The sequence below is a fragment of the Kitasatospora sp. NPDC086801 genome (genome assembly GCF_044745805.1).
GTDB lineage: Bacteria > Actinomycetota > Actinomycetes > Streptomycetales > Streptomycetaceae > Kitasatospora.
In genome coordinates, this window is the sequence record NZ_JBIVAX010000008.1 from 119320 (window position 1) to 138638 (window position 19319).

General features: G+C 75.2%; 18 protein-coding genes. 9 read left to right on the top strand and 9 right to left on the bottom strand.

Annotated elements, in window-relative coordinates:
* Positions 1-59 precede the first annotated feature (59 nt).
* The 5 genes from ACIPLC_RS12665 to ACIPLC_RS12685 all read right to left on the bottom strand — a co-directional run bounded on the left by ACIPLC_RS12665 (position 60) and on the right by ACIPLC_RS12685 (position 5492).
* Positions 60-1148, bottom strand: coding sequence for an NAD(P)-dependent alcohol dehydrogenase (locus tag ACIPLC_RS12665; protein WP_400472956.1), 1089 nt, complete (start codon positions 1146-1148; stop codon positions 60-62).
* A gap of 2 nt (positions 1149-1150) precedes the next feature.
* Positions 1151-2554, bottom strand: coding sequence for an aldehyde dehydrogenase family protein (locus ACIPLC_RS12670; RefSeq protein WP_400473033.1), 1404 nt, complete (start codon positions 2552-2554; stop codon positions 1151-1153).
* Between the two features lie 8 nt (positions 2555-2562).
* Positions 2563-3318: a (5-formylfuran-3-yl)methyl phosphate synthase gene (locus ACIPLC_RS12675; RefSeq protein ID WP_400472957.1), complete on the bottom strand. Its 756-nt coding sequence runs from the start codon at positions 3316-3318 to the stop codon at positions 2563-2565.
* A 296-nt stretch (positions 3319-3614) separates the two neighbouring features.
* Positions 3615-4079, bottom strand: coding sequence for a protein phosphatase (locus ACIPLC_RS12680; protein ID WP_400472958.1), 465 nt, complete (start codon positions 4077-4079; stop codon positions 3615-3617).
* Positions 4080-4091: 12 nt separating this feature from the next.
* A complete protein-coding gene (locus ACIPLC_RS12685) occupies positions 4092-5492 on the bottom strand; it encodes a LuxR C-terminal-related transcriptional regulator (protein ID WP_400472959.1) in 1401 nt (466 codons plus the stop codon).
* Positions 5493-5639: 147 nt separating this feature from the next.
* On the opposite strand from ACIPLC_RS12685, the gene ACIPLC_RS12690 reads away from it, so the two are divergent.
* Together ACIPLC_RS12690 and ACIPLC_RS12695 are read left to right on the top strand one after the other, a co-directional pair.
* Entirely contained in the window at positions 5640-6569 is a 930-nt protein-coding gene (locus ACIPLC_RS12690) for an NADP-dependent oxidoreductase (RefSeq protein ID WP_400472960.1), read from the top strand.
* A gap of 106 nt (positions 6570-6675) precedes the next feature.
* Positions 6676-7464, top strand: coding sequence for an SDR family NAD(P)-dependent oxidoreductase (locus ACIPLC_RS12695; protein ID WP_400472961.1), 789 nt, complete (start codon positions 6676-6678; stop codon positions 7462-7464).
* Between the two features lie 62 nt (positions 7465-7526).
* On the opposite strand, the gene ACIPLC_RS12700 is transcribed toward ACIPLC_RS12695, so the two are convergent.
* From ACIPLC_RS12700 to ACIPLC_RS12710, 3 genes are all read right to left on the bottom strand, one after another.
* On the bottom strand, positions 7527-8720 hold the full coding sequence (locus tag ACIPLC_RS12700; RefSeq protein WP_400472962.1) for a PP2C family protein-serine/threonine phosphatase: 1194 nt from the start codon (positions 8718-8720) through the stop codon (positions 7527-7529).
* Positions 8721-8825: 105 nt separating this feature from the next.
* Positions 8826-9248: a MarR family winged helix-turn-helix transcriptional regulator gene (locus ACIPLC_RS12705; RefSeq protein ID WP_400472963.1), complete on the bottom strand. Its 423-nt coding sequence runs from the start codon at positions 9246-9248 to the stop codon at positions 8826-8828.
* A gap of 31 nt (positions 9249-9279) precedes the next feature.
* Complete coding sequence (locus tag ACIPLC_RS12710; protein ID WP_400472964.1) at positions 9280-10512, bottom strand: M48 family metalloprotease; 1233 nt, start codon at positions 10510-10512, stop codon at positions 9280-9282.
* Between the two features lie 273 nt (positions 10513-10785).
* Here ACIPLC_RS12710 and ACIPLC_RS12715 point away from each other — a divergent pair, with 273 nt between their 5' ends.
* The 7 genes from ACIPLC_RS12715 to ACIPLC_RS12745 all read left to right on the top strand — a co-directional run bounded on the left by ACIPLC_RS12715 (position 10786) and on the right by ACIPLC_RS12745 (position 17895).
* Complete coding sequence (locus tag ACIPLC_RS12715) at positions 10786-11988, top strand: CapA family protein (RefSeq protein ID WP_400472965.1); 1203 nt, start codon at positions 10786-10788, stop codon at positions 11986-11988.
* Positions 11989-12285: 297 nt separating this feature from the next.
* Positions 12286-13071, top strand: coding sequence for a 2,3-dihydro-2,3-dihydroxybenzoate dehydrogenase (locus ACIPLC_RS12720; protein WP_400472966.1), 786 nt, complete (start codon positions 12286-12288; stop codon positions 13069-13071).
* Positions 13072-13232: 161 nt separating this feature from the next.
* On the top strand, positions 13233-14504 hold the full coding sequence (gene dhbC / locus ACIPLC_RS12725) for an isochorismate synthase DhbC (RefSeq protein ID WP_400472967.1): 1272 nt from the start codon (positions 13233-13235) through the stop codon (positions 14502-14504).
* On the top strand, positions 14501-16234 hold the full coding sequence (locus ACIPLC_RS12730; RefSeq protein WP_400472968.1) for a (2,3-dihydroxybenzoyl)adenylate synthase: 1734 nt from the start codon (positions 14501-14503) through the stop codon (positions 16232-16234). The genes dhbC and ACIPLC_RS12730 overlap by 4 nt, the downstream gene beginning before the upstream one ends.
* Positions 16235-16247: 13 nt before the next feature.
* Positions 16248-16889 carry an isochorismatase family protein gene (locus ACIPLC_RS12735; protein ID WP_400472969.1) on the top strand — a complete coding sequence of 214 codons (642 nt, stop codon included), beginning with the start codon at positions 16248-16250 and terminating at the stop codon, positions 16887-16889.
* Between the two features lie 5 nt (positions 16890-16894).
* Entirely contained in the window at positions 16895-17119 is a 225-nt protein-coding gene (locus tag ACIPLC_RS12740; RefSeq protein ID WP_400472970.1) for a phosphopantetheine-binding protein, read from the top strand.
* Positions 17119-17895, top strand: coding sequence for an AMP-binding protein (locus ACIPLC_RS12745; protein ID WP_400472971.1), 777 nt, complete (start codon positions 17119-17121; stop codon positions 17893-17895). The genes ACIPLC_RS12740 and ACIPLC_RS12745 overlap by 1 nt, the downstream gene beginning before the upstream one ends.
* Before the next feature lie 151 nt (positions 17896-18046).
* Here the strand turns inward: ACIPLC_RS12745 and ACIPLC_RS12750 are convergent, their stop codons facing one another.
* The gene (locus ACIPLC_RS12750; RefSeq protein ID WP_400472972.1) at positions 18047-19195 is read right to left on the bottom strand and encodes an amidohydrolase; all 1149 of its coding nucleotides are present in this window, start codon (positions 19193-19195) and stop codon (positions 18047-18049) included.
* Positions 19196-19319: the final 124 nt, after the last annotated feature.

The following is a 19319-nucleotide window of genomic DNA, read 5'->3' on the forward strand; positions in this document are numbered from 1 at the left end:
GCCACCAGGTTGAGAGCGCCGCCGGGCGGAGGGGAACGCCGCGCTCGGCGGGCGCTCCCCTACGGCACCAGGACGGGTTTGACCACCCGGCCCGTGTCGCAGTCGCGTTCGGCCTCGTTGATGTCGGCGAGCGGGTAGGTGCGGATCAGTTGGTCGAACGGGAACCTCCCGGCCTGCCACAGCCGGGTCAGCCGGGGGATCAGCAGCCCCGGTACCGCGTCCCCCTCGCAGATGTGGGAGATCCTCCGGCCCCGGTCCAAGGTCCCCGGATCGAGCGGCAGTGCGGTGTGGAGCCGGGCCACCAGCCCGAGGTGGCCGGTCGGGCGCAGGGCCCGGAGCGCGTCGTTGATCAGCCGGGCGGAGGCCGTGGTGTCCAGGGCGTACTGCGCGCCGCCGTCGGTCAGCCGCCGGATCCGCTCGGCCAGGTCGGCCGGTCCGGCGCGCAGCGGGATCGCGCCGAACCGCTCGGCGAGGTCCAGCCGTTCGGGGTACCGGTCGACGGCCACGGTCACCGCCCCGGCGGCCGTGGCCGCCATCACCGCGGCCAGGCCCACCGCTCCCGCGCCGAGGACCACGACGGTGTCGCCGGGGCCGGCGCCGAAGGAGTTGAAGACCGCTCCGGCACCGGTCAGGAAGCCGCAGCCGAGCGGTCCGAGCAGTTCGACGGGCAGTGATCGGTCGACCCGGACGGCGTTGCGCGCCGGAACCATCGCGTACTCGGCGAACGAGGACTGGCCGAACCACCGGGGGGCCAGTTCGCCCCCGGCCGCGTCGGTGAACCGCGCGGCGTTCTCCTCGCGCCCGCCGAAGAGGTTGAGCGGGGCGAAGGAGTCGCAGTAGGCGGGGGCCGCTCCCAGGCAGTTCCGGCAGTGTCCGCACGAGTCGAAGCTCAGCACGACGTGGTCGCCGACGCTCAGGCCGGTGTCCGGACCGCCCGTCTCCACCACGACCCCGGCCCCCTCGTGCCCGAGCACCGCCGGCAGGGGTGAGCGGCCCGCCGAACGCCGGACCGCGAGATCGGTCCGGCACATCCCGCAGCCCGCGATCCTCACCAGGACCTCGCCGTCGGCCGGCCCCCCGTTCAGGACCACCTGCTCGACGGCGAACCTGCTCTCGTACGAGCGCAGCACCGCCGCGCCGAATCTCATCGTCACACCTCCTCCGGCCGGTGCACGACGAACGGCCTGAGGTTCCCGTAGAGCCCCCACGGCCCGCCCGCGACGCCGACACCGCTGTCCTTGACGCCCGCGAAGGGCTGGGCGAGGGACAGTTCGGCGTGGTGGTTGATCCACGCCGTCCCGCACTCCAGCCGGTCCGCCACCGCCTCGGCCCGGTCGAGGTCCGTCCCCCACACCGAGCCGCCCAGCCCGAATCCGGTGGCGTTGGCCGCCTCGACGGCCTCGTCGACGCTCCGGTACGGCAGCACCGGCAGGACCGGGCCGAACTGCTCCTCCGTCACCACCGGACTGTCGCAGGGGACGTCGGCCAGGATCGTCGGGGCGAAGAAGTGGCCCGGCCGGTCCAGTCGGTGGCCACCGGCCACGGCTCGGGCGCCGTCCGCCAGGGCCCGGGCCGTGTAGTGCTCGACCCTGGCCAGTTGGGGGGCGTTGTTGACGGGCCCCAGCTGGGTGCCCGGGTCGAGTCCGGCGCCGACGACGGTGCTCTTCGCCCGTTGCGCGAGCGCCTCGACCACGTGGGGGTAGAGCCGGGCCGGGGCGTAGACGCGCTTGACCGCCATGCAGACCTGCCCGCAGTTGCGGAACGCCGCCCAGAACAGCCGGTCCGCGATCCGTTCCACGTCCGCGTCGTCCAGCAGGATGGCGGCGTCGTTGCCGCCCAGTTCCAGGGTGACCCGGGCGAGCGAGGCGGCCGCGCCCGCCGCGACGGCCCGTCCGGTGGGAACCGAGCCGGTGAAGGTCACGTGGCGGATCCCCGGGTGGGAGGCGAGTCGGGCGCCGAGGGGTTCGCGGCCGGTGACGATCGTCAGGACGCCCTCGGGGAGGGCGGTGGCGAGGACGGACCCCAGCAGCCGGGTGGCGAGGGGGGTGAAGGGGGAGGGCTTGAGCACCACCGTGTTGCCGGCGGCGAGGGCGGGCGCGAACTTCGCCGCCGCGAGCTGGAGGGGGAAGTTCCACGGGACGATCGCGGCGACGGGCCCCAGCGGGCGCCAGCGGATCTCGCTGCGTACCGGCCGGCCGTCCGTGATCGGCTGGGGCCCGGGCGCCAGGTCGGCGAAGTAGCGCAGGCGGGCCGCCGTCCGGGCGACCTCCGCGGCCGACTCGGCCAGGGGTTTGCCCTGTTCCCGGGTGAGCAGCGGGGCGAGGTCGGCCCCGGCCGCCTCCACGGCGTCGGCTGCCGCGCGCAACGCGGCGGCGCGGGCGGCGGGGGCGGCCCGCCAGCTGTGCCAGGCCTCGTGGGCCCGGCCGACGACGGCGTCCAACGCGTCCGGCCGCTGGTCGGGGGCCTCGTCGAAGGCCTCGCCCGTCGCCGGGTCGACGACGGCGAAGCGCTCGCCGTCGGCCGCGGGCGGGCGGCGGGGCCGGCTCGCCGGCAGGCCGGCGGTCACCTCGCGGCGGGGACGACGGTCGTGTGTTCGCGGGCGTGCCGGTCCATCTCCGCCCGGAAGGCGGCCACCAGCTGCGGCCGGATCCGTCCGGTGGTGCGGTCGCCGCCCTCGCAGACGGTCCCGCGCACCCCCACGATGTCCGTGCCGATGCGGGTCAGCGTGCCGAGGTCCGCCGCCTTGACGCTGCCCGCGAGGGCGGCGAGCAGATCGGCTTCGTGGGCCAGCCGGACGAACTCCGCGCAGACCTCGGGCGGAACGTGGTCGAACAGCCGGGTCCCGTCCTTGATCGCGGTGTCGAGCATGGCCGCGTCGGAGCCGGAGCGACGGGCGATGTCGGGCAGCGCGAGCGGGTTGACGCAGCCGATCCGGTGGGCGTCGGCGTAGCCCGAGGCGACGACGAACGCGTCCGGCCGGTAGTCCTTCACGGCCCGGACGACCCCTCGCATGACGTCGACGGCCTGTTCGGGCGTCGTGCACCCGTAGAGGCCGACCTTGATGTACGTGGCGCCGGAGACGGCCGCACCGAGCGCCGCCTGGGCCACCGTGCCGGGCTTGTACGGGACGTCCCCCACGGTGGCGGACAACGGCTTGTCCGCCGGGACGGCGTCACGGATCTCCCTGATGACCCACGGGAAGTTCGCACCGAGCGAGCCCTCGTCCGGCTTCTTGACGTCGACGATGTCGAGGTGCTCCGCCGCCTTCGCGCAGTCGAGGGCCTCCTCGACGCCGTCCGGGGAGATGAGCAGCAACAACGTGGGCTCCTTCCACCGCAGGTCCGCCTGCCGGGGCAGGGGTGCGGAGTCGTCTGGATCACGTGCGGTCCGCTCATCATTCCTGCGGCTCGTGACCCCCGGTAGGGCGCGCGGAGCCCGAACGGGTCACTGCCGTGGCGCGGCCACCCCCCGTGCGCCGGACACGCCAGTTCGAACCGTCGCGCGCAGGTGCGGCCGGGTGACCGCCGCACGCGGGTACGGCCGGGTGACCGTCGCACGTGGTGCAGTCGGGTCACCGGGCCGGGATCCCCGCTCGTGGCCGCCGGGTCGGCCGTTCAGGCGGACCGCTCCACGAAGCGGCGCTGCCAGGGCGTCTCCACCGCGTGCCGGTCGTAGTGCTCCCGGACGTACGCGACGGCCTCGGCGGCCGGGACGCCGTCCAGGATCGCGAGGCGGGCGAGGGCGGTGCCGGTGCGGCCGTGGCCGCCGGCGCAGGCGAGTTCGACGCGTTCGGTCGCCGACCGCCGCCAGGCCTCGCGGAAGGCGTCGGTCGCGTCCGCCCGGTCGGCGGGGAGCCGGAAGTCGGGCCAGCGCACCCAACGGGCCTCCCACGGGAGCGGTTTCGGCGGGCGGCCCAGCAGGTAGAGCCCGAAGGCGGGGTGCGGGCCGGGCGGCAGCGGGCGGCTGAGGCCGCGCCCGCGCAGCAGGCGGCCGGAGGGCAGGCGCAGCACACCGGGGGCGGTCGGGTCCCAGGGGGTCGTCGGTTCGGCCGTCTCGGTCATCTCGGTCATCTCGGTCATCTCGTGATCTTCTCAGGACGCCACGTGCAGGGCCGGGGTGCTCGGCAGCCCCGCCCGGTGGGCCAGGGCCGCCGCCTCGCCGCGCGAGGAGACGCCGAGCTTGGCCAGGATGTTGGCGACGTGGAACTTCACCGTCGACTCGCTGATGTGCAGCGCCGCGGCGATGTCCCGGTTGCGCCGGCCCTGGGCCAGCTGGTCGAGCACCTCCAGCTCGCGCGGCTGGAGGCCGTCCAACGGGTCGGTGGCGCGCGGCGGTTCGGGCAGGCCGAGCGGCAGGTCGACGCTCACCGTGGTGCCCCAGCCGGGGACGGCCTCGATGGCGCAGCGCCCGCCGAGGGCGGCGATCCGGTCGGCGGTGCGGTGGACGGCCAGCGCGTCGGCGGCCAGCAGGCCGGGGCCGTCGTCCCGCACCACCGCCCGCAGCGTGTCACCGGTGAACCGCCAGCTCACGTGCAGCCGGGTCAGGGCGTCCTGCTCCAGCATCACGAGGACGGCCGCCCGGACGGCGTCCCGGACGGCGTGCGCGGTGTCCGCCGGTACGGACCGGGCGGCCTCCGCCGGCGGCGCCACGTCCAGCCGCACCCGGGTGTGCCGCAGCAGCGGGCGCAGCTGCTGGTCGAGCCGGGCGAACGCGGCGTCGGCGGGCTCCTCGCTGAGCGCCCGGTCCAGGTCGGCGCCCCGGCGCAGGTCGAGCAGGGCCGTCACCGCCAGCTCGGTGGCGGCGCGGCGCGCGGTGGCGTCGTCCAGTGCGGCGGAGCGCAGCGGCGCGAGGACCGCGGTGAGCGCCGCGCCGTGGACGCCGGTGAACTCGGCGATCGCCCGGGCCCGGGCGTTGGCGGAGGCGCGGGAGGCCACTGCGTGGGTGGGGCCGGCGTCGGTGGCGCGGTGGTGCGAGTGGGTGGTGACCAGGTCCCACAGCTGCTGGAGGACGGCGAGCGCCCCGGCCGCCACCGGGTCGGCTCCGCCGTCCCGGACCAGCACCAGCACCGCGGTGGTGGCGTCCGACGCCGACGCGGTGACCACCACGACGGACCGCGCCCGCCCGGCGAGCTGCGCCTCGCCCTGCCAGGCCCGACCGTCGGCCGTCGCGGAGGTGGTCACCTCGGACAGCCTGGCGAGCTCCAGGCCGCTGACGGCCCCGGTCAGCTCGGGCGGGCCGTAGGCGAGCGTGGGGGAGTAGGTGCAGATGCCGCTGAGCTGGGCGATCGCCATGTGCGGGACGAGGGTGGCGACCACCTCGGAGAGCCGGTCCATCAGGTGCGGCCGGGGCGTGCGCAACACCTCGACGGCCCGTGCCAGCGCCTCCTCGGGGCGGCCCCAGTGCTGCCGCCACCGCTCGTCCGCGCTACCCGTCACGCCGCCCTCGCCCGTCTCGCCGCCCACGCCCTTGCCCGCCCCGACGCCGTCGCCCATGCCGGCCAGCCTAGCCCGGGGGCCGGGGCGGCGGCCTGGCCGTTCGGACAGGTCGAACCGTCCGAAAGGCGGGCCTGCCGGCCACTCCCGACGATTCAGGATGGAGCCGTCGGAAGAAACAACTCACCGAACCAGCAAGGACATTCCATGACCAAGGCAATCGCCTTCTCCGAGTACGGCGGCGTGGACGTGCTGCGCCCGACCGACGTCGAGCTGCCCGCCCCGGGCCCCGGCCAGGTGCGGGTCGCGGTCCGCACGGTGGGCGTCAACCCGCTGGACCACAAGGTGCGCAGCGGCTCGATGGTGGAGGCCTTCCCGATCTCCTTCCCGCACGTCGGCGGCTACGAGCTGGCCGGCGTGGTGGAGGCCGTCGGCGCGGACGTGACCGCCTGGGCGCCCGGCGACGAGGTGTTCGGCGCCGTCATGGGCGGCGCGTACGCCGAGCAGGCGCTCGTCGACGCCGACCTGCTGGCCCGCAAGCCCGCCTCGCTGAGCTGGGAGGAGGCCGCGGCGATCCCGGTGGCGGCCGAGACCGCCGAGCGGGTGCTCGGCGTCCTGGGCGTGCGGGCCGGCGAGACGCTGCTGGTGCACGGCGCGGCCGGCGGGGTCGGCACCCTGCTGCTGCAACTGGCCCGGGCGCGCGGGATCACCGTGGTCGGCACCGCCGGCGAGGCCAACCACGCCTACCTGCGCGAGCTGGGCGCGATCCCGGTGGCCTACGGCGACGGCCTGGCGGACCGGGTGCGGGCCGCCGCCCCGGGCGGGGTGGACCGGGCGCTGGACGCGGCGGGCAAGGGCGGGGTGCTGCCGCTCTCCATCGAGCTGACCGGCTCCGCGGACCGGGTGGTGACGATCGTCGACTTCGCGGGCTCCGCCGAGTACGGCGTCCGCTTCAGCGGCGGGGCGGAGGGCGTCGAGCCCTACCACCAGCGCGCCTACGCCGCCGTGCTGGCGCTGCACGGGGCGGGCACCCTGCGGCTGCCGCTGCACCAGGTGCTGCCGTTGGCGGAGGCGGCCGAGGCGCACCGGATCAGCGAGCACGGGCACCTGCGCGGCAAGATCGTGCTCACGGTCTGAGCCACGGCTGCCGGGGTCCTCGACGACCCCGGCAGCCGGCCCGGTGCACTGGTCAACTGGTCGATGCACCGGGCTTCCTGACGCGGAATCGGTAGAGTCCGGTGGCATGGTGACTGAGAGCGAATCAGGGGTGTCGGCGGGCCGCCTGGCCGGGCGGTCCTGCGTGGTGACGGGCGCGGCCAACGGCATCGGCCGGGCCGTCGCCGAACGCTTCGTGCGCGAGGGCGCGTCGGTGGTCGGCGCGGACATCGACGTCGAGGGCCTGCGCCGACTGGCCGACCGGTTCCCGCGGGCCGTCAGCACGGTGGTCGGCGACGTGGCCCGCGACGAGGACGCCCGCCGGATGGTCGAGGCCGCCGTCGAACGGTACGGCCGCCTCGACGTCCTGGTGGCCAACGCCGGGGTGATTCCGCTCATGGAGGTCACCGAGGCCACCGCCGAGGACTGGGACGAGGTCATGGCCGTCGACGGCCGCGGCATGTTCCTCACCTGCAAGTACGGCATCCAGGCGATGGCCGCCCAGGACCGGCCCGGCGGGGCGATCGTCTGCGTCTCCTCCATCTCCGGCGAGGCCGGCCAGCGCGGCCAGGCGGTGTACGGGCCCGCAAAGTTCGTCGCCTCCGGCCTCACCAGGCACCTCGCCGTCGAATGGGCCGACCGCGGCATCCGGATCAACGCCGTCGCCCCCGGCACCATCGCCACCGACCGCGTCGCCCGCCTGTACGACGAACCCGGCGGGACCGAATACCTCGCGGCGATCGAGAAGCGCCACCCGATGGGCCGCCTCGGGGCCCCGGCGGAGGTCGCGGCCGCCGTCCTGTTCCTCGCCTCCGACGACGCCTCCTTCATCACCGGCGCGGTGCTGCCCGTCGACGGCGGCTACCTCGCGCAGTAGCCGTCAGCCCCCGGTGTTCGCGACAGGGGAGCCAGGGGAGGGAGCCGGGGGAGCCGGGGGAGCTAGGGGAGCCGGGGGAGCCGCTCGACGACGACCATCGCCGCGTCGTCGTCCAGCCGGCCGCCGACGTGGGCGAGCAGGTCGCGGCGCAGGTGCTGGAGCAGGGCGGTCGGGCGTTCGTCCTGCCAGGCGGTGACGCGGTCGGTGAGCGGGTAGAAGCGCCGGTCGGCGTCGCGGGCCTCGATCACGCCGTCGGTGTAGATCAGCAGCCGGTCGCCGGGGTGGAACGGAAAGGTCTCCACCTCGTACCGGACCGGGGCGAGCTCGCCCAGGCCCAGCGGCGGCGCCGGGTGGCGGGCGGAGATCGTGGTGATGCCACCGGGGCGCAGCAGCAGCGGGGGCGGGTGGCCGCAGTCGATCAGCCGGACCGCCGTGCCGTCGTCGGGGATGTCGAGCAGGACGGCGGTGATGAAGGACTCGCCGCCGTCCTCCGGCGGGGCCGCCTCGTCCGGGTCCTCGCCGCCCAGCCGGCGCCGGCGGGCCTGTTCGCCGAGCTGGGCGAGGTCCCAGCAGACGCTGCCGTCCAGGTAGGCGGCGAGCCCGGGCAGGTCGGCGTGCAGGTGGGCGGCGGCGCGGAAGGCGCCGAGCAGCAGGGCCGCGTCGCCGAGCGAGGACAGGCCCTTGCCGCGGACATCGCCGACCAGCAGCCGGGTGCCGGTGGTGGTGCGGGCGGCCGCGTACAGGTCGCCGCCGACCTGCGCCTCGGCCTCGGCGGCCAGGTAGACGGCGGCCAGGTGCAGCGGCCCGATCCGGTCCGGCAGCGGGCGCAGCAGCACCCGCTGGGCGGCCTCGGACACCGAGCGGACCTGGGCCAGCTCGCGCTCGTACCGTTCGCGCAGCGTCCGCAGTCCGACGATCAGGGCGGAGACGACGAGCTGTGCGCCCAGCTGGGTCTCGATGTTGGCGCTGGTGAGGCCGTCCCGGGTGATGCCGATGACGGTGAGCGCGGCGAGGGCCAGCAGGGCGACCCCGGCGGTGGCCCGGGCGCCGGCGAAGGAGGCGGTCAGGGCGGGGGCGACGATCAGCAGCGGGCCGAGGTGGATCTGCGCGGGGGAGGCGATGTCGACGACGGTGATCACGACGATCAGCGCGAGCGACAGCGCCGTCAGCGCGCGACGGTCGGTCCGCCAGAAGCGGCGGCGGTCGCGCGGGCGGTAGCGGGGACGCAGGTCACGGGGACGCTGCCGTAGGGGCACCTTTCCTCTGTACACCGTCGGGGCGGTGGGGCGCACCCCGGGCGGCACTCGGAGCCGGTCGGGACGGTGTGCCGACCCGGGTCGGGGCGGTGCGCGGCGGGGGGCTCAGCCCTCTTCGCCGTAGCGGGCCAGGTAGTCGGCGAAGCGGGCGACGTCCTCGTCGGACCAGTCGGTGAAGCGGGCGGTGAAGGCCAGCCGGCGCTGCTCGTTGGCGTCCTGCAGCAGGGTGAGCCCGGCCTCGGTGGCGCGCAGGATCTGGCCGCGCTGGTCGTCCGGGTCGGCCTCGCGCCGCAGCAGTCCGAGCTTCTCCAGGGCGGTGACCTGGCGGCTGACGGTGGACTTGTCGAGCATGAAGTGGGCGGCCACGTCGGCGGCCCGGCAGCCGCCGCGCTCGGTGATCAGGTCGAGGATGCTGTAGGTGACCAGGGAGAGGTCGGGGTGCAGCTGGGAGGCCTTGTGCCGGGCGCGCCGGGCGAAGGCGGTCAGCTCGCGCTGGATGGCGTCGATGGACGACTGGCGGCCGGGCACGGGCGTTCCTACCTCCTCGATATTTGTTGCACTATACAACGGATTCCCCCGGGTCCGCGCGCCGCTCCGGGGCCGCCTGTCCCTGAGTGGCCTGCCAGGCGCGGGCGGCGGCAATCCGGCGGGTCGCACTCGGGTGAGTGGCGAACAGTAGCTCAAGCGCCCTCGGCGGGTCGACATCGGAGACGTTCGCCAAGGCCAGTCTGCGTTGCATCGCGACGAACTGCTCGGCGTCCGCAGTCAGTTCGAGTGCGTGCCGGTCCGCCCTGGCCTCGATCCGGCGGCTCACCGCGCACTGCGCCGGCCCCGACAACGCCCCCAGCAGCGCCGCGCACGCCGCCAGCAGCGGCAGCGCCCGCGGATCGGCCGCATCGGCCGCGCCCGCCGCCGACAACAGCGGCCGCCAGGTGCTCAGCACCCCCAGCAGGGCCACCGCCGCGGCCGCGCCCACCGCGCCCAGCAAGGTGCCGAACGGTACGTCCCGGTGCTTCACGTGGCCCAGCTCGTGCGCCACCACCAGTTCCACCTCGCGCGGCGTGGCCGTCGACAGCAGCGTGTCGTACGCGACGATCCGGCGGGTCGCGCCCAGCCCCGAGACGTACGCGTTGAGCGCGGTGGTCCGCCGCGAGGCGTCCGCCACCAGGACGTCCCGCACCCGTACGCCGTCCCGCTCGGCCAGCGCCAGCAGGGCACTGCGCAGCGGGCCCGGCGGCATCGGAGTGAAGCGGTTGAACACCGGCTCGATCAGCAGCGGGTGCAGGAAGGACAGCGCCGCCGTCAGCACCACCGCCGCGCCCGCCGCCGGCAGCCACCAGTGCCGCGGCGACCAGGCGGTCAGCGCGAACAGTCCGAGCGCGAGCGGAAGGACCAGCACCAGGGCCAGCCCCAGGCCGCGCAGCGCGTCCATAGCCCAGCCGGCCCAGCCCTGCGTCACCAGCCCGTACCGGGACCGGACCGCCCGCAACCGGGCGCCGAACGGCAGCTGCAACGCCTGTCCGAGCACCACCAGGGCCGCCGCGCCCGCCAGCACCCCGGCAGTCCGGGAGCCGCCGGACCAGCCGCCGACGGTCGAGACCAGGCCGGCGCCGGCCTGGGTCAGGCCGAGCAGCAGGGTGAGCGCCAGGCCCGCCAGCCGCCCGCCCAGCGCCCAGGGCAGCTGGGCGCGGCGCAGCGCGCGGCCGCGGGCGCGCTCGGCGGGGGTGAAGTCGGCGGGTGGGCGGCCGGCGGGGGTGGGGCCGACGGAGGCGGTGGTCTCGGTGTCGTCCATGGGTGGGTGCGGCTCCAGGCTCTGGCGGACGCGGGTGGTTCAGCATCTCCTACCGCGATCTCCTACCTCCTACCTCCTACCGCGATCCCTACCGCGATCCCCTACCGCGCCGGGGCGGCGCTCAGTCCTCGATGTTCGGTCCTCCAGTCCTTGGTGGGGGCGGGTGCGCCGCCGTGCCGTCCTGTGCTCGAAATGTTGCGGATCCGAGCCGGATGGGTGCGAAAGCCGTGCCGTAGGCTGACCGCTTCTGGATCGACCCCGGGGGGACCACTCATGCGCCGTGCCGCGGCCGCCGTCGCGTTGTTCGTCGGCCTGACGGCCGTCGCCGCCTGCGGGCCCGATGACCCAGCCCCGGCGCCGGCCGCCGCGTCGGGCTCGACGGCCTCCTCCGGTGGGGCGGTGGGCACGCCCACCGCCCCGGGCGCGGTGCCCTCCGGAACCGCCGCCGGGAAGAACGCCGCACCCCGCCCCGACGGCAGCATCACCGTCGCGTTCGCCGGAGACGTCCACTTCGAGGGCCGCACCGAGGCCCGGCTCGCCGTCCAGCCACCCGAGCAGGCCCTCGGCCCGCTTTCCCGGACGCTCGCCGACGCCGACCTGTCCGTCCTCAACCTGGAGACGGCGATCACCGGGCGCGGCGCCCCCGAGCCGAAGACCTACACCTTCCGTACCTCGCCCAAGGCGCTCTCGGCGCTCAAGGACTCCGGCGTCGACGTCGTCTCCATGGCCAACAACCACGCCGTCGACTTCGGCGCCGACGGCCTCACCGACACCCTCGCCGCCAAGGACTCCTCGCCGATCCCGGTCGTCGGCGTCGGCCGCAACGCGAAGGAGGCGTACGCGCCGTACGTCACCACCGTGCGCGGTGTGAAGGTCGCCGTCGTCGCCGCCAGCCAGGTCGAGGACCTCACCAACCAGAAGTGGCGGGCCGGCGCCAACAAGCCGGGCATCGCCTCCGCGCTGGACGTCCCCGCGCTGGTCAAGGCGGTCGAGGCGGCCAAGCAGCAGGCGTCCGTCGTCCTCGTCTACCTGCACTGGGGCGACGAGGGGAAGGCCTGCCCCACCGGCCCGCAGACCGCCATCGCCAAGAAGCTCGCCACCGCCGGCGCCACCGCCGTGGTCGGCACCCACGCGCACACCATGGTCGGCTCGGGCATGCTCGGCAACACCTACATCGGCTACGGCTTCGGCAACTTCCTCTGGTACGGCACCTCCAACTACGCCTTCTCCAACGAGACCGGCGTCACCACCCTCACCCTCACCAGCGACGGCAAGGTCACCGGCGAGGCCTTCGCCCCGGCCACCATCGACGACAAGGGCGTCCCCGTCCCGGCCTCCGGCGCCACCGCCGAAGCGGCCCGCAAGCGCCGCGACGCCCTCCGGGGCTGCACCGGTCTCACCCCGGCCCCGGCGGGCGCGGTGGCTCCGGCAGGCACGGCGGCTCCGGCGGCGGGCGCGACGGGCGCGACGGGCTGAGTCGCCTCCGGGGGCCCGTGGTCCTCTCGTGAGCGACCGGGAGCCGTCCGCAGCTCCCGGCTGCCATCCGGCAGTTCGCCGCCCCTCCGACCGTCGCAGCACCGCGACCGTGGCCGCGGGCGGTTCGGTCCGGAGCGGCGAGACGGAACGTCTCGTCTCGCCTCGATGAGTCGCGGAAGCGGCGACGATCGGGCCGGAGTCGGCGGGGCCGGCGGTGAGTTGACGGCGGCACAGGGCATCGGCGTAAGCGAACATATGTGTTAGGTTAGGCTTACCTAATACTGCTGGTCGGAGGGGATGTCCGTGCAACAGTCCGAATTCGCCGGTGCCGTCGCGGTGGTCACCGGGGCCGGGCAGGGCATCGGTGCGGCCGTGGCCCGGGCGCTGGTCGCCGAGGGGGCCGTCGTCGCGGCGGTGGACCGCAACCCCGGCCCGCTCGCGGCCCTCGCGGGGGAGTCGCCGGCCGTGCACCCGTACGTCCTGGACGTCGCCGACGGCCGGGCGGTGGACGACACGGTCGAGCTGATCGAGCGCCAACTCGGGCCGATCGGAACGTTGGTGAACGTCGCCGGGATCCTGCGCACCGCACCCGTCGTCGAACTCACCGACCAGGACTGGGCGGAGACCTTCGCGGTCAACACCACCGGCGTCTTCCACACCGGCCGCGCGGTCGGCCGCCGGATGGCTGACCGCGGCCGCGGCGCCGTGGTCACCGTCGGCTCCAACGCCGCCGGGGTGCCGCGCGCCGGGATGGCCGCGTACGCGGCGTCCAAGGCGGCGGCCACCATGTTCACCCGCTGCCTCGGGCTGGAACTCGCCCGCTCCGGCGTGCGGTGCAACATCGTCTCGCCCGGCTCGACCGACACCGAGATGCAGCGCGCGCTCTGGGGCGAGGATGCCGAGGCCGCCGAACGGCGGGTCATCGACGGCGACTTGGGCGCCTGGCGGGTCGGCATCCCGATCGGGCGGATCGCCGCGCCCGCCGACATCGCCGATGCGGTGGTCTTCCTGGCCTCCGACCGGGCCCGGCACATCACCATGCACGACCTCTACGTCGACGGTGGCGCCACCCTGCGCGCCTGACCGCTTGCGCTGTCCCCGCTGTCGTCGTCCCCCCGCTCCTCTTGCCGCCTCCCTCCGCGCTCCCGGGCAACCCCCGGTGCTCGCCATGCCCTGACCTCCCTCCCCGACGCCCCTCCCCGACGCCCAGATCGTCCAGACCGTCCCAGACTGGAGACTTCACGGTGACCACGGTGCACCACGCCCCCGCCGGGGGTGTCGCCGAGCACGCCGCTCCCGCCCCCGCCGCCCCGGCCCCCGCCGGGCCCGCCGACGCTTCCACCCCAGGACCCGACCACGCCGCCATCGGCGCGGCCAGCGGCCTGCTCGGCCAGTACCGGGCCGCGGCCGACGAGGCGTTCTTCGCCTCGCCGACCCGCACCCTGCTCACCGCCGGGGTGCATGCCCGGGTCCCGCAGGACGGGCGCCCGCTGCCCGTCCGGGTCGCCGCGACGCTGGCCGAAGCCCGCCGCGCCGGGGTCGAACGGCCGCTGGTGGTCGGCGCGGTGGCGTTCGACCACGACAGCCGGGTCGAACTCGCCGTCCCCGAGAGAGTCCGTAGAGCCGGGGCGCTGCGCGACGACCCGCTGATCGCGCTGCCCGCGCCGCCGGCCGAGCTGATCGACTGGCAGGTGCGTCCGATCCCCGAGCCGGCCGCGTACGGCACGGGCGTCGCGGCGGTCGTCGAGCGGCTGCGCGGTGGCGAGTTGAGCAAGGTCGTGCTGGCCCGCACGCTGGAGCTGAGCGCCGACCGCCCGCTGGACCTGCCCGCGATCCTCCAGCGGCTGGGCCGCCGCGATCCGGGCGGCTACACCTTCGCCGTCCCGGCCGGCGGCGGGCGGACGCTGATCGGCGCCAGCCCCGAACTCCTGCTCTCCCGGCGCGGAACGGCCGTCCTGGCCAACCCGCTGGCCGGCTCGGTGCCGCGCAGTGCCGACCTCGGGGAGGACGTCCGGCGCGCCGCCGCGCTGCTGGAATCGCCCAAGGACCTACACGAGCACGCCGTCGTGGTGGACGCGATCCGCGCCGCGCTGGCGCCGTACTGCCGCACCCTGGACGTGCCGGCGCGGCCGACCGTGGTTCGCACCGCCGCGATGTGGCACCTGGCCACCTCCATCACCGGCGAACTGGCCGATCCGGCGGTCTCCGCCCTGGAGTTGGCCACCGCCCTGCACCCGACCCCGGCGGTCTGCGGCACGCCGACGGCCGTCGCCCGGCGGGTGATCGGCGAGGTCGAGCCCTTCGACCGCGGCCTGTACACCGGCATGGTCGGCTGGGGCGACGCGGACGGCGACGGCGAGTGGGTGGTCACCATCCGCTGCGCGGAGGCGGACGAGCGGACCCTGCGGGTGTACGCGGGTGCGGGCGTCGTCGACCGTTCCCGGCCGGAGGACGAACTCGCCGAGACCAGTGCCAAGTTCCGCACCTTCCTGGACGCGGCGGGGGTGTCGCGGTGACGGCGCCGGAGCAGGCCCCGACCCGGGAGCAGGTCTCTAGCCGGGAGCGGGCCTCCACCCAGGAACGAACCTCCCTTCAGGAGCCGGCCTTCACCCCGTACCCCACCGAGTTCGCCGCGCGCTACCGGGCCGCCGGGTACTGGCGCGGCGAGACCTTCGGGCGGATGCTGCGCGAGCGCGCCGCCGCGCACGGCGAGCGGGTCGCGATCGTCGACCCGGCGGGGGAGGGGCGGCGCTGGACGTACGCCGAACTCGACCGCCGCGCCGACCGGATGGCCGCCGGGCTGCTCGCCCGGGGAATCGGGCGCGGCGACCGCGTGGTGGTCCAACTGCCCAACGTGGCCGAGTTCTTCGAGGTGGTCTTCGCGCTGTTCCGGATCGGCGCGCTGCCGGTCTTCGCACTGCCCGCCCACCGCGCCACCGAGATCGGCCACTTCTGCTCCTTCACCGGGGCGGCAGGATACGTCGTCGCGGCCGTCGACAACGGCTTCGACTACCGCGAACTCGCCTCCCGCGTCCAGGCGGAGAGCCCGGCTCTGCGGCTGGTCCTGGTGGCCGGGGACGATCCGGGCGAGCACCTGCGGCTGTCCGACGTGCCCTGCGACGGGCCCGGTCCGGCCGAGGAGCCGGAGCCCGGGAGCGTCGCCTTCCTCCAGCTCTCCGGCGGCAGCACGGGTGTGCCCAAGCTGATCCCGCGCACCCACGACGACTACATCTACTCGCTGCGCGGCTCGGTCGACCTGTGCGCGCTCGACGAGGACAGCGTCTACCTGTGCGCGCTGCCCGCCGCCCACAACTTCCCGCTCAGCTCACCCGGTTCGCTCGGCACGCTGTACGCGGGCGGCCGAGTGGTGCTGTGCCCGCGGCCCAACCCGGAGACGGCCTTCCCGCTGATCGAGCGCGAGGGCGTGACCATCACCGGGCTGGTGCCGCCGCTGGCCCTGCTCTGGCTGGACGCCGCCGAACGCGACGCGGGCAGCCCCGGTGCGGGTGACCTGGACAGCCTGGAGGTGCTGCTGGTCGGCGGCGCCAAGTTCAGCGCCGAGGCCGCCCGGAGGGTGCGCCCGGTGCTCGGCTGCACGCTCCAGCAGGTGTTCGGGATGGCCGAGGGGCTGGTCAACTACACCCGCCTGGACGACCCGGAGGAGCTGATCACCACCACCCAGGGCCGGCCGATCTCCCCGGACGACGAGGTCCGGGTGGTCGACGACCAGGACCGGGACCTGCCCGACGGCGCCACCGGGCACCTGCTCACCCGCGGCCCGTACACCATCCGCGGCTACTGGAACGCGCCCGGGCACAACGCCAACTCCTTCACAGCTGACGGCTTCTACCGCACCGGCGACCTCGTCCGCCGCACCCCGACCGGCCACCTGGTGGTCGAGGGCCGGGCCAAGGACCAGATCAACCGGGGTGGCGAGAAGGTCGCCGCCGAGGAGATCGAGAACCACCTGCTCGCCCACCCCGCCGTGCACGACGCGGCGGTGGTGTCGATGCCCGACCCCTACCTCGGCGAACGCACCTGCGCCTACGTCGTCCTGCGCACCGACCACCGCGAACAGCCGCCGAAGAGCATCGAGTTGAAGCGCTTCGTGCGGCAGCGTGGACTGGCCGAGTACAAGGTGCCGGACCGGGTCGAGTTCGTCGACGCCTTCCCCGCCACCGGCATCGGCAAGGTCAGCAAGAAGGACCTGCGCGCCGCCATCGCGGCCGCACTCCCTACTCACTGAAGGAAAGACCACCGTGGGCCTGCCCCGCATTCCCTCCTATCCTCTGCCCGCCGCCACCGAACTGCCCGCCAACCGGGTCGAGTGGACGGTCGATCCGGCCCGCGCCGTGCTGCTGGTGCACGACCTGCAGAACCACTTCCTGGACGCCTTCGACGCCGCCGCCGCGCCGGTGCCCGAACTCCTCGGGAACGTCGGCCGGTTGGCCGCGGCGGCCCGCGCCCACGGCATACCGGTGCTCTACTCGGCCCAGCCCGGCGGGCAGAGCCCGGCCGAACGCGGCCTCCAGCAGGAATTCTGGGGCCCGGGCATCCCGGACGACCCGCGCGCGACGGCGATCGCCGACGCCGTCGCCCCCGCGCCGGGCGACACGCTGCTCACCAAGTGGAAGTACAGCGCCTTCGTGCGCACCGACCTGGACCGGCTGCTGCGCGAGCAGGGCCGGGACCAGCTGGTGATCACCGGCGTGTACGCGCACATCGGGGTGCAGGCCACCGCCTGCGACGCCTGGATGCGCGACCTGCCGGCCTTCGTGGTGGCCGACGCGGTCGCCGACTTCGGCCCGGAAGAGCACCGCGCGGCGCTCTCCTGGGTGGCCGGCCGCTGCGGGCAGGTCACCACCACCGACGCCGTGCTCGCGATGCTGGAAGGGAAGTGACGGGCATGGCCTTCACCGTGGAGCGGATCCGGGCCGAGGTCGCCGACCTGCTCGGCGAGGACCCGGCGGACATCCCGCTGGACGAGAACCTGGCCGACTGGGGCCTGGACTCGGTCCGGCTGATGGCGCTCGCCGAACGCTGGCGGGCCGAGGGCGTCGAGGTCGCGTTCGTGCAACTGGCCGAGCGCCCGGCCGTCGAGGCCTGGGCCGCACTGCTCGGTGTGGCCTGATGGAGGCCGTGCTGCTGGAGGCCGCGGCGCTGGGGGCCGCCGGGCCGCAGGCACCCCCGCGTACGGGCCGGGCGGCGAAGTACCCGCCGACCACCGTCGTGGGGCCGGTCGAGGCGCAGGCGGCCCGGACGCCGGACGCGCCCGCGCTGCTGCTCGCGGGCGGCCAGGTCGTCACGTACCGGGACCTGAACGCCGCGGCCAACCGGCTGGCCCGCGCCCTGGCCGCGCGCGGCGCCCGGCCCGGGGCGGTGGTCGGCCTCGCGCCGGCCCGCCGCCCGGCGGAGTTGCTGACCGCGCTGCTGGCGGTCGCCAAGTCCGGCGCGGCGTACCTGCCGCTGGACCCGGCGGACGCGCCCGGACGCCGGGAGCGGATGCTCGCGGAGGCAGCGCCGGTCTGCGTGCTGGGGGAGGGGGTGCCGGAGGCAGTGGCCGGGCTGGACGTGGACGGCGAGCTGGCCACCGACCCGCCCCGGGCGCTCACGCCGCAGCACCTGCTCTGCGTCGGGTACGGCCCGGGCGGGCGCCCGGCTGCCGTCCGGCTCACCCATGCCGAGGCCGACCGCCGGGTGCGTGAGCTACAGGCGGCCCACCCGCTCGGCCCGGGTGACCGGGTGTTGCAACTGGGCCTGCCGCTCTGGGAGTTCCTCTGGCCGCTGCGGACCGGCGCCGCCGTGGTGCTGGCCGACCCGCAGCGGCCGGGGGAGGTCGGGGGGCTGGTGAGGGAACTGGGCGTCACGGCGGTGCGGGCGACGTCGGCGGCGCTGCTGGGCGGCTGACGGGGGTGGGGGCAGGGGGCGGGGGGCGAGGGGGGCGAGGGCGAGGGCGAACAGATGACAACTTTCAGCGAACAACTTTCAGATAACAGATGTTGAAATCTGTTATCTGAAAGTTGTCATCTGTCAGCCGTCAGGTGTCAGGGGTCGGGCGTCAGGTGTTCGTCGCCCGCCCCCTCGCCCGCCCCGCCGCCAGGTCCGCCGCCGTCCACGCCATGGCGACCGCGCCGTCCAGCACCGCCTGGTCGGCCTCCGCTCCCACTGCGGCCTCGGCGAACGCGGCCTCGTGCGGGGCGCAGGCGCCGCCGGTGATGTCCAGTACCGGGTGGATGGCGGGCACGGCGTGGGAGACGTTGCCCATGTCGGTGCAGGCGAACGGCCCGCTCTCGACCGGCTCCGGTCGGCCGAGCGCCGCCGCGTTGGCCCGCCAGAGGGCGAGCAGGGCGGGGTCGGAGCGCATGTCCAGGTAGTCCGGTTCGGGCCGGTCGAGCGTCACCTCGCAGCCGGTGGCGAGCGCCCCGGCCCGGAAGCAGTCCTCGACCCGGGCGCGCAACTGCGCGAGGTCCTCGGCCGCCGAGGCGCGGATCTCGTACTCCGCGCTCGCGCTGTCGGGGATCAGGTTGGGCGCGGTGCCGGCGGCCGTGGTGATGCCGTGCACCCGCCACTGCGGCGGGAGGTGCTGGCGCAGCAGCCCGAGGGCGACCTGGGCGACGGTGAGCGCGTCGGCGGCGTTGCGGCCCTCGTGCGGGTTGAGGCTCGGGTGGGCGGCGCGGCCGGTGTAGCGGACGGAGAGGGTGCCGAGCGCGAAGGAGCGGAAGTCGGCGACTTCGACCGGGCAGGGGTGCACCATCATCGCCGCGTCCACGCCGTCGAAGGCGCCCGCCTCCAGCAGCAGTGCCTTTCCGGCTCCGCGCTCTTCGGCCGGCGCGCCGATCACCCGTACGGTGAGCCCGAGTTGGTCGGCGTACGGGGCGAGGCCGAGCGCCGCGCCGAGGCCGGCGGCGGCGATCAGGTTGTGTCCGCAGGCGTGCCCGAGTTCGGGCAGCGCGTCGTACTCGCAGACGAGTGCGACGGTGACCGGTCCGCTGCCGAGGCTCGCGGTGAACGCGGTGTCCAGTCCGTGCGCGGGCACGGTGACGATGTAGCCGTGGGCGCGCAGGAGTTCGGCGCACCAGGCGGCCGCGCGGTGCTCCTCGAACGCGGTCTCGGGGTGGGCGTGGATGCGGTGGCTGAGCGCGAGCAGCTCCGCGCGGTGTGCGTGGACGCGTTCGTGGACGGCCTGTTTGGTCGCGGTCAGGGGCATGGACGGCGCCTCCGGGATGTCAGGGCCCCCGTGCTGGGGGACCGTTGACCAGATCGGATGAAGTTAGATTAGGCTAACCTAACTAGGCGTTTCGTTCGCCGGACCCCGAGGAGCACTCCGAACC

What these genes read in the sequence shown, in the direction of transcription:
- ACIPLC_RS12665 (WP_400472956.1), bottom strand. Translation starts at nt 1,148, where the DNA reads ATGAGATTCGGCGCGGCGGTGCTGCGCTCGTACGAGAGCAGGTTCGCC.
- ACIPLC_RS12680 (WP_400472958.1), bottom strand. Translation starts at nt 4,079, where the DNA reads ATGACCGAGATGACCGAGATGACCGAGACGGCCGAACCGACGACCCCC.
- ACIPLC_RS12685 (WP_400472959.1), bottom strand. Translation starts at nt 5,492, where the DNA reads ATGGGCGACGGCGTCGGGGCGGGCAAGGGCGTGGGCGGCGAGACGGGC.
- ACIPLC_RS12690 (WP_400472960.1), top strand. Translation starts at nt 5,640, where the DNA reads ATGACCAAGGCAATCGCCTTCTCCGAGTACGGCGGCGTGGACGTGCTG.
- ACIPLC_RS12695 (WP_400472961.1), top strand. Translation starts at nt 6,676, where the DNA reads ATGGTGACTGAGAGCGAATCAGGGGTGTCGGCGGGCCGCCTGGCCGGG.
- ACIPLC_RS12710 (WP_400472964.1), bottom strand. Translation starts at nt 10,512, where the DNA reads ATGGACGACACCGAGACCACCGCCTCCGTCGGCCCCACCCCCGCCGGC.
- ACIPLC_RS12715 (WP_400472965.1), top strand. Translation starts at nt 10,786, where the DNA reads ATGCGCCGTGCCGCGGCCGCCGTCGCGTTGTTCGTCGGCCTGACGGCC.
- ACIPLC_RS12720 (WP_400472966.1), top strand. Translation starts at nt 12,286, where the DNA reads ATGTCCGTGCAACAGTCCGAATTCGCCGGTGCCGTCGCGGTGGTCACC.
- ACIPLC_RS12740 (WP_400472970.1), top strand. Translation starts at nt 16,895, where the DNA reads ATGGCCTTCACCGTGGAGCGGATCCGGGCCGAGGTCGCCGACCTGCTC.
- ACIPLC_RS12745 (WP_400472971.1), top strand. Translation starts at nt 17,119, where the DNA reads ATGGAGGCCGTGCTGCTGGAGGCCGCGGCGCTGGGGGCCGCCGGGCCG.
- ACIPLC_RS12750 (WP_400472972.1), bottom strand. Translation starts at nt 19,195, where the DNA reads ATGCCCCTGACCGCGACCAAACAGGCCGTCCACGAACGCGTCCACGCA.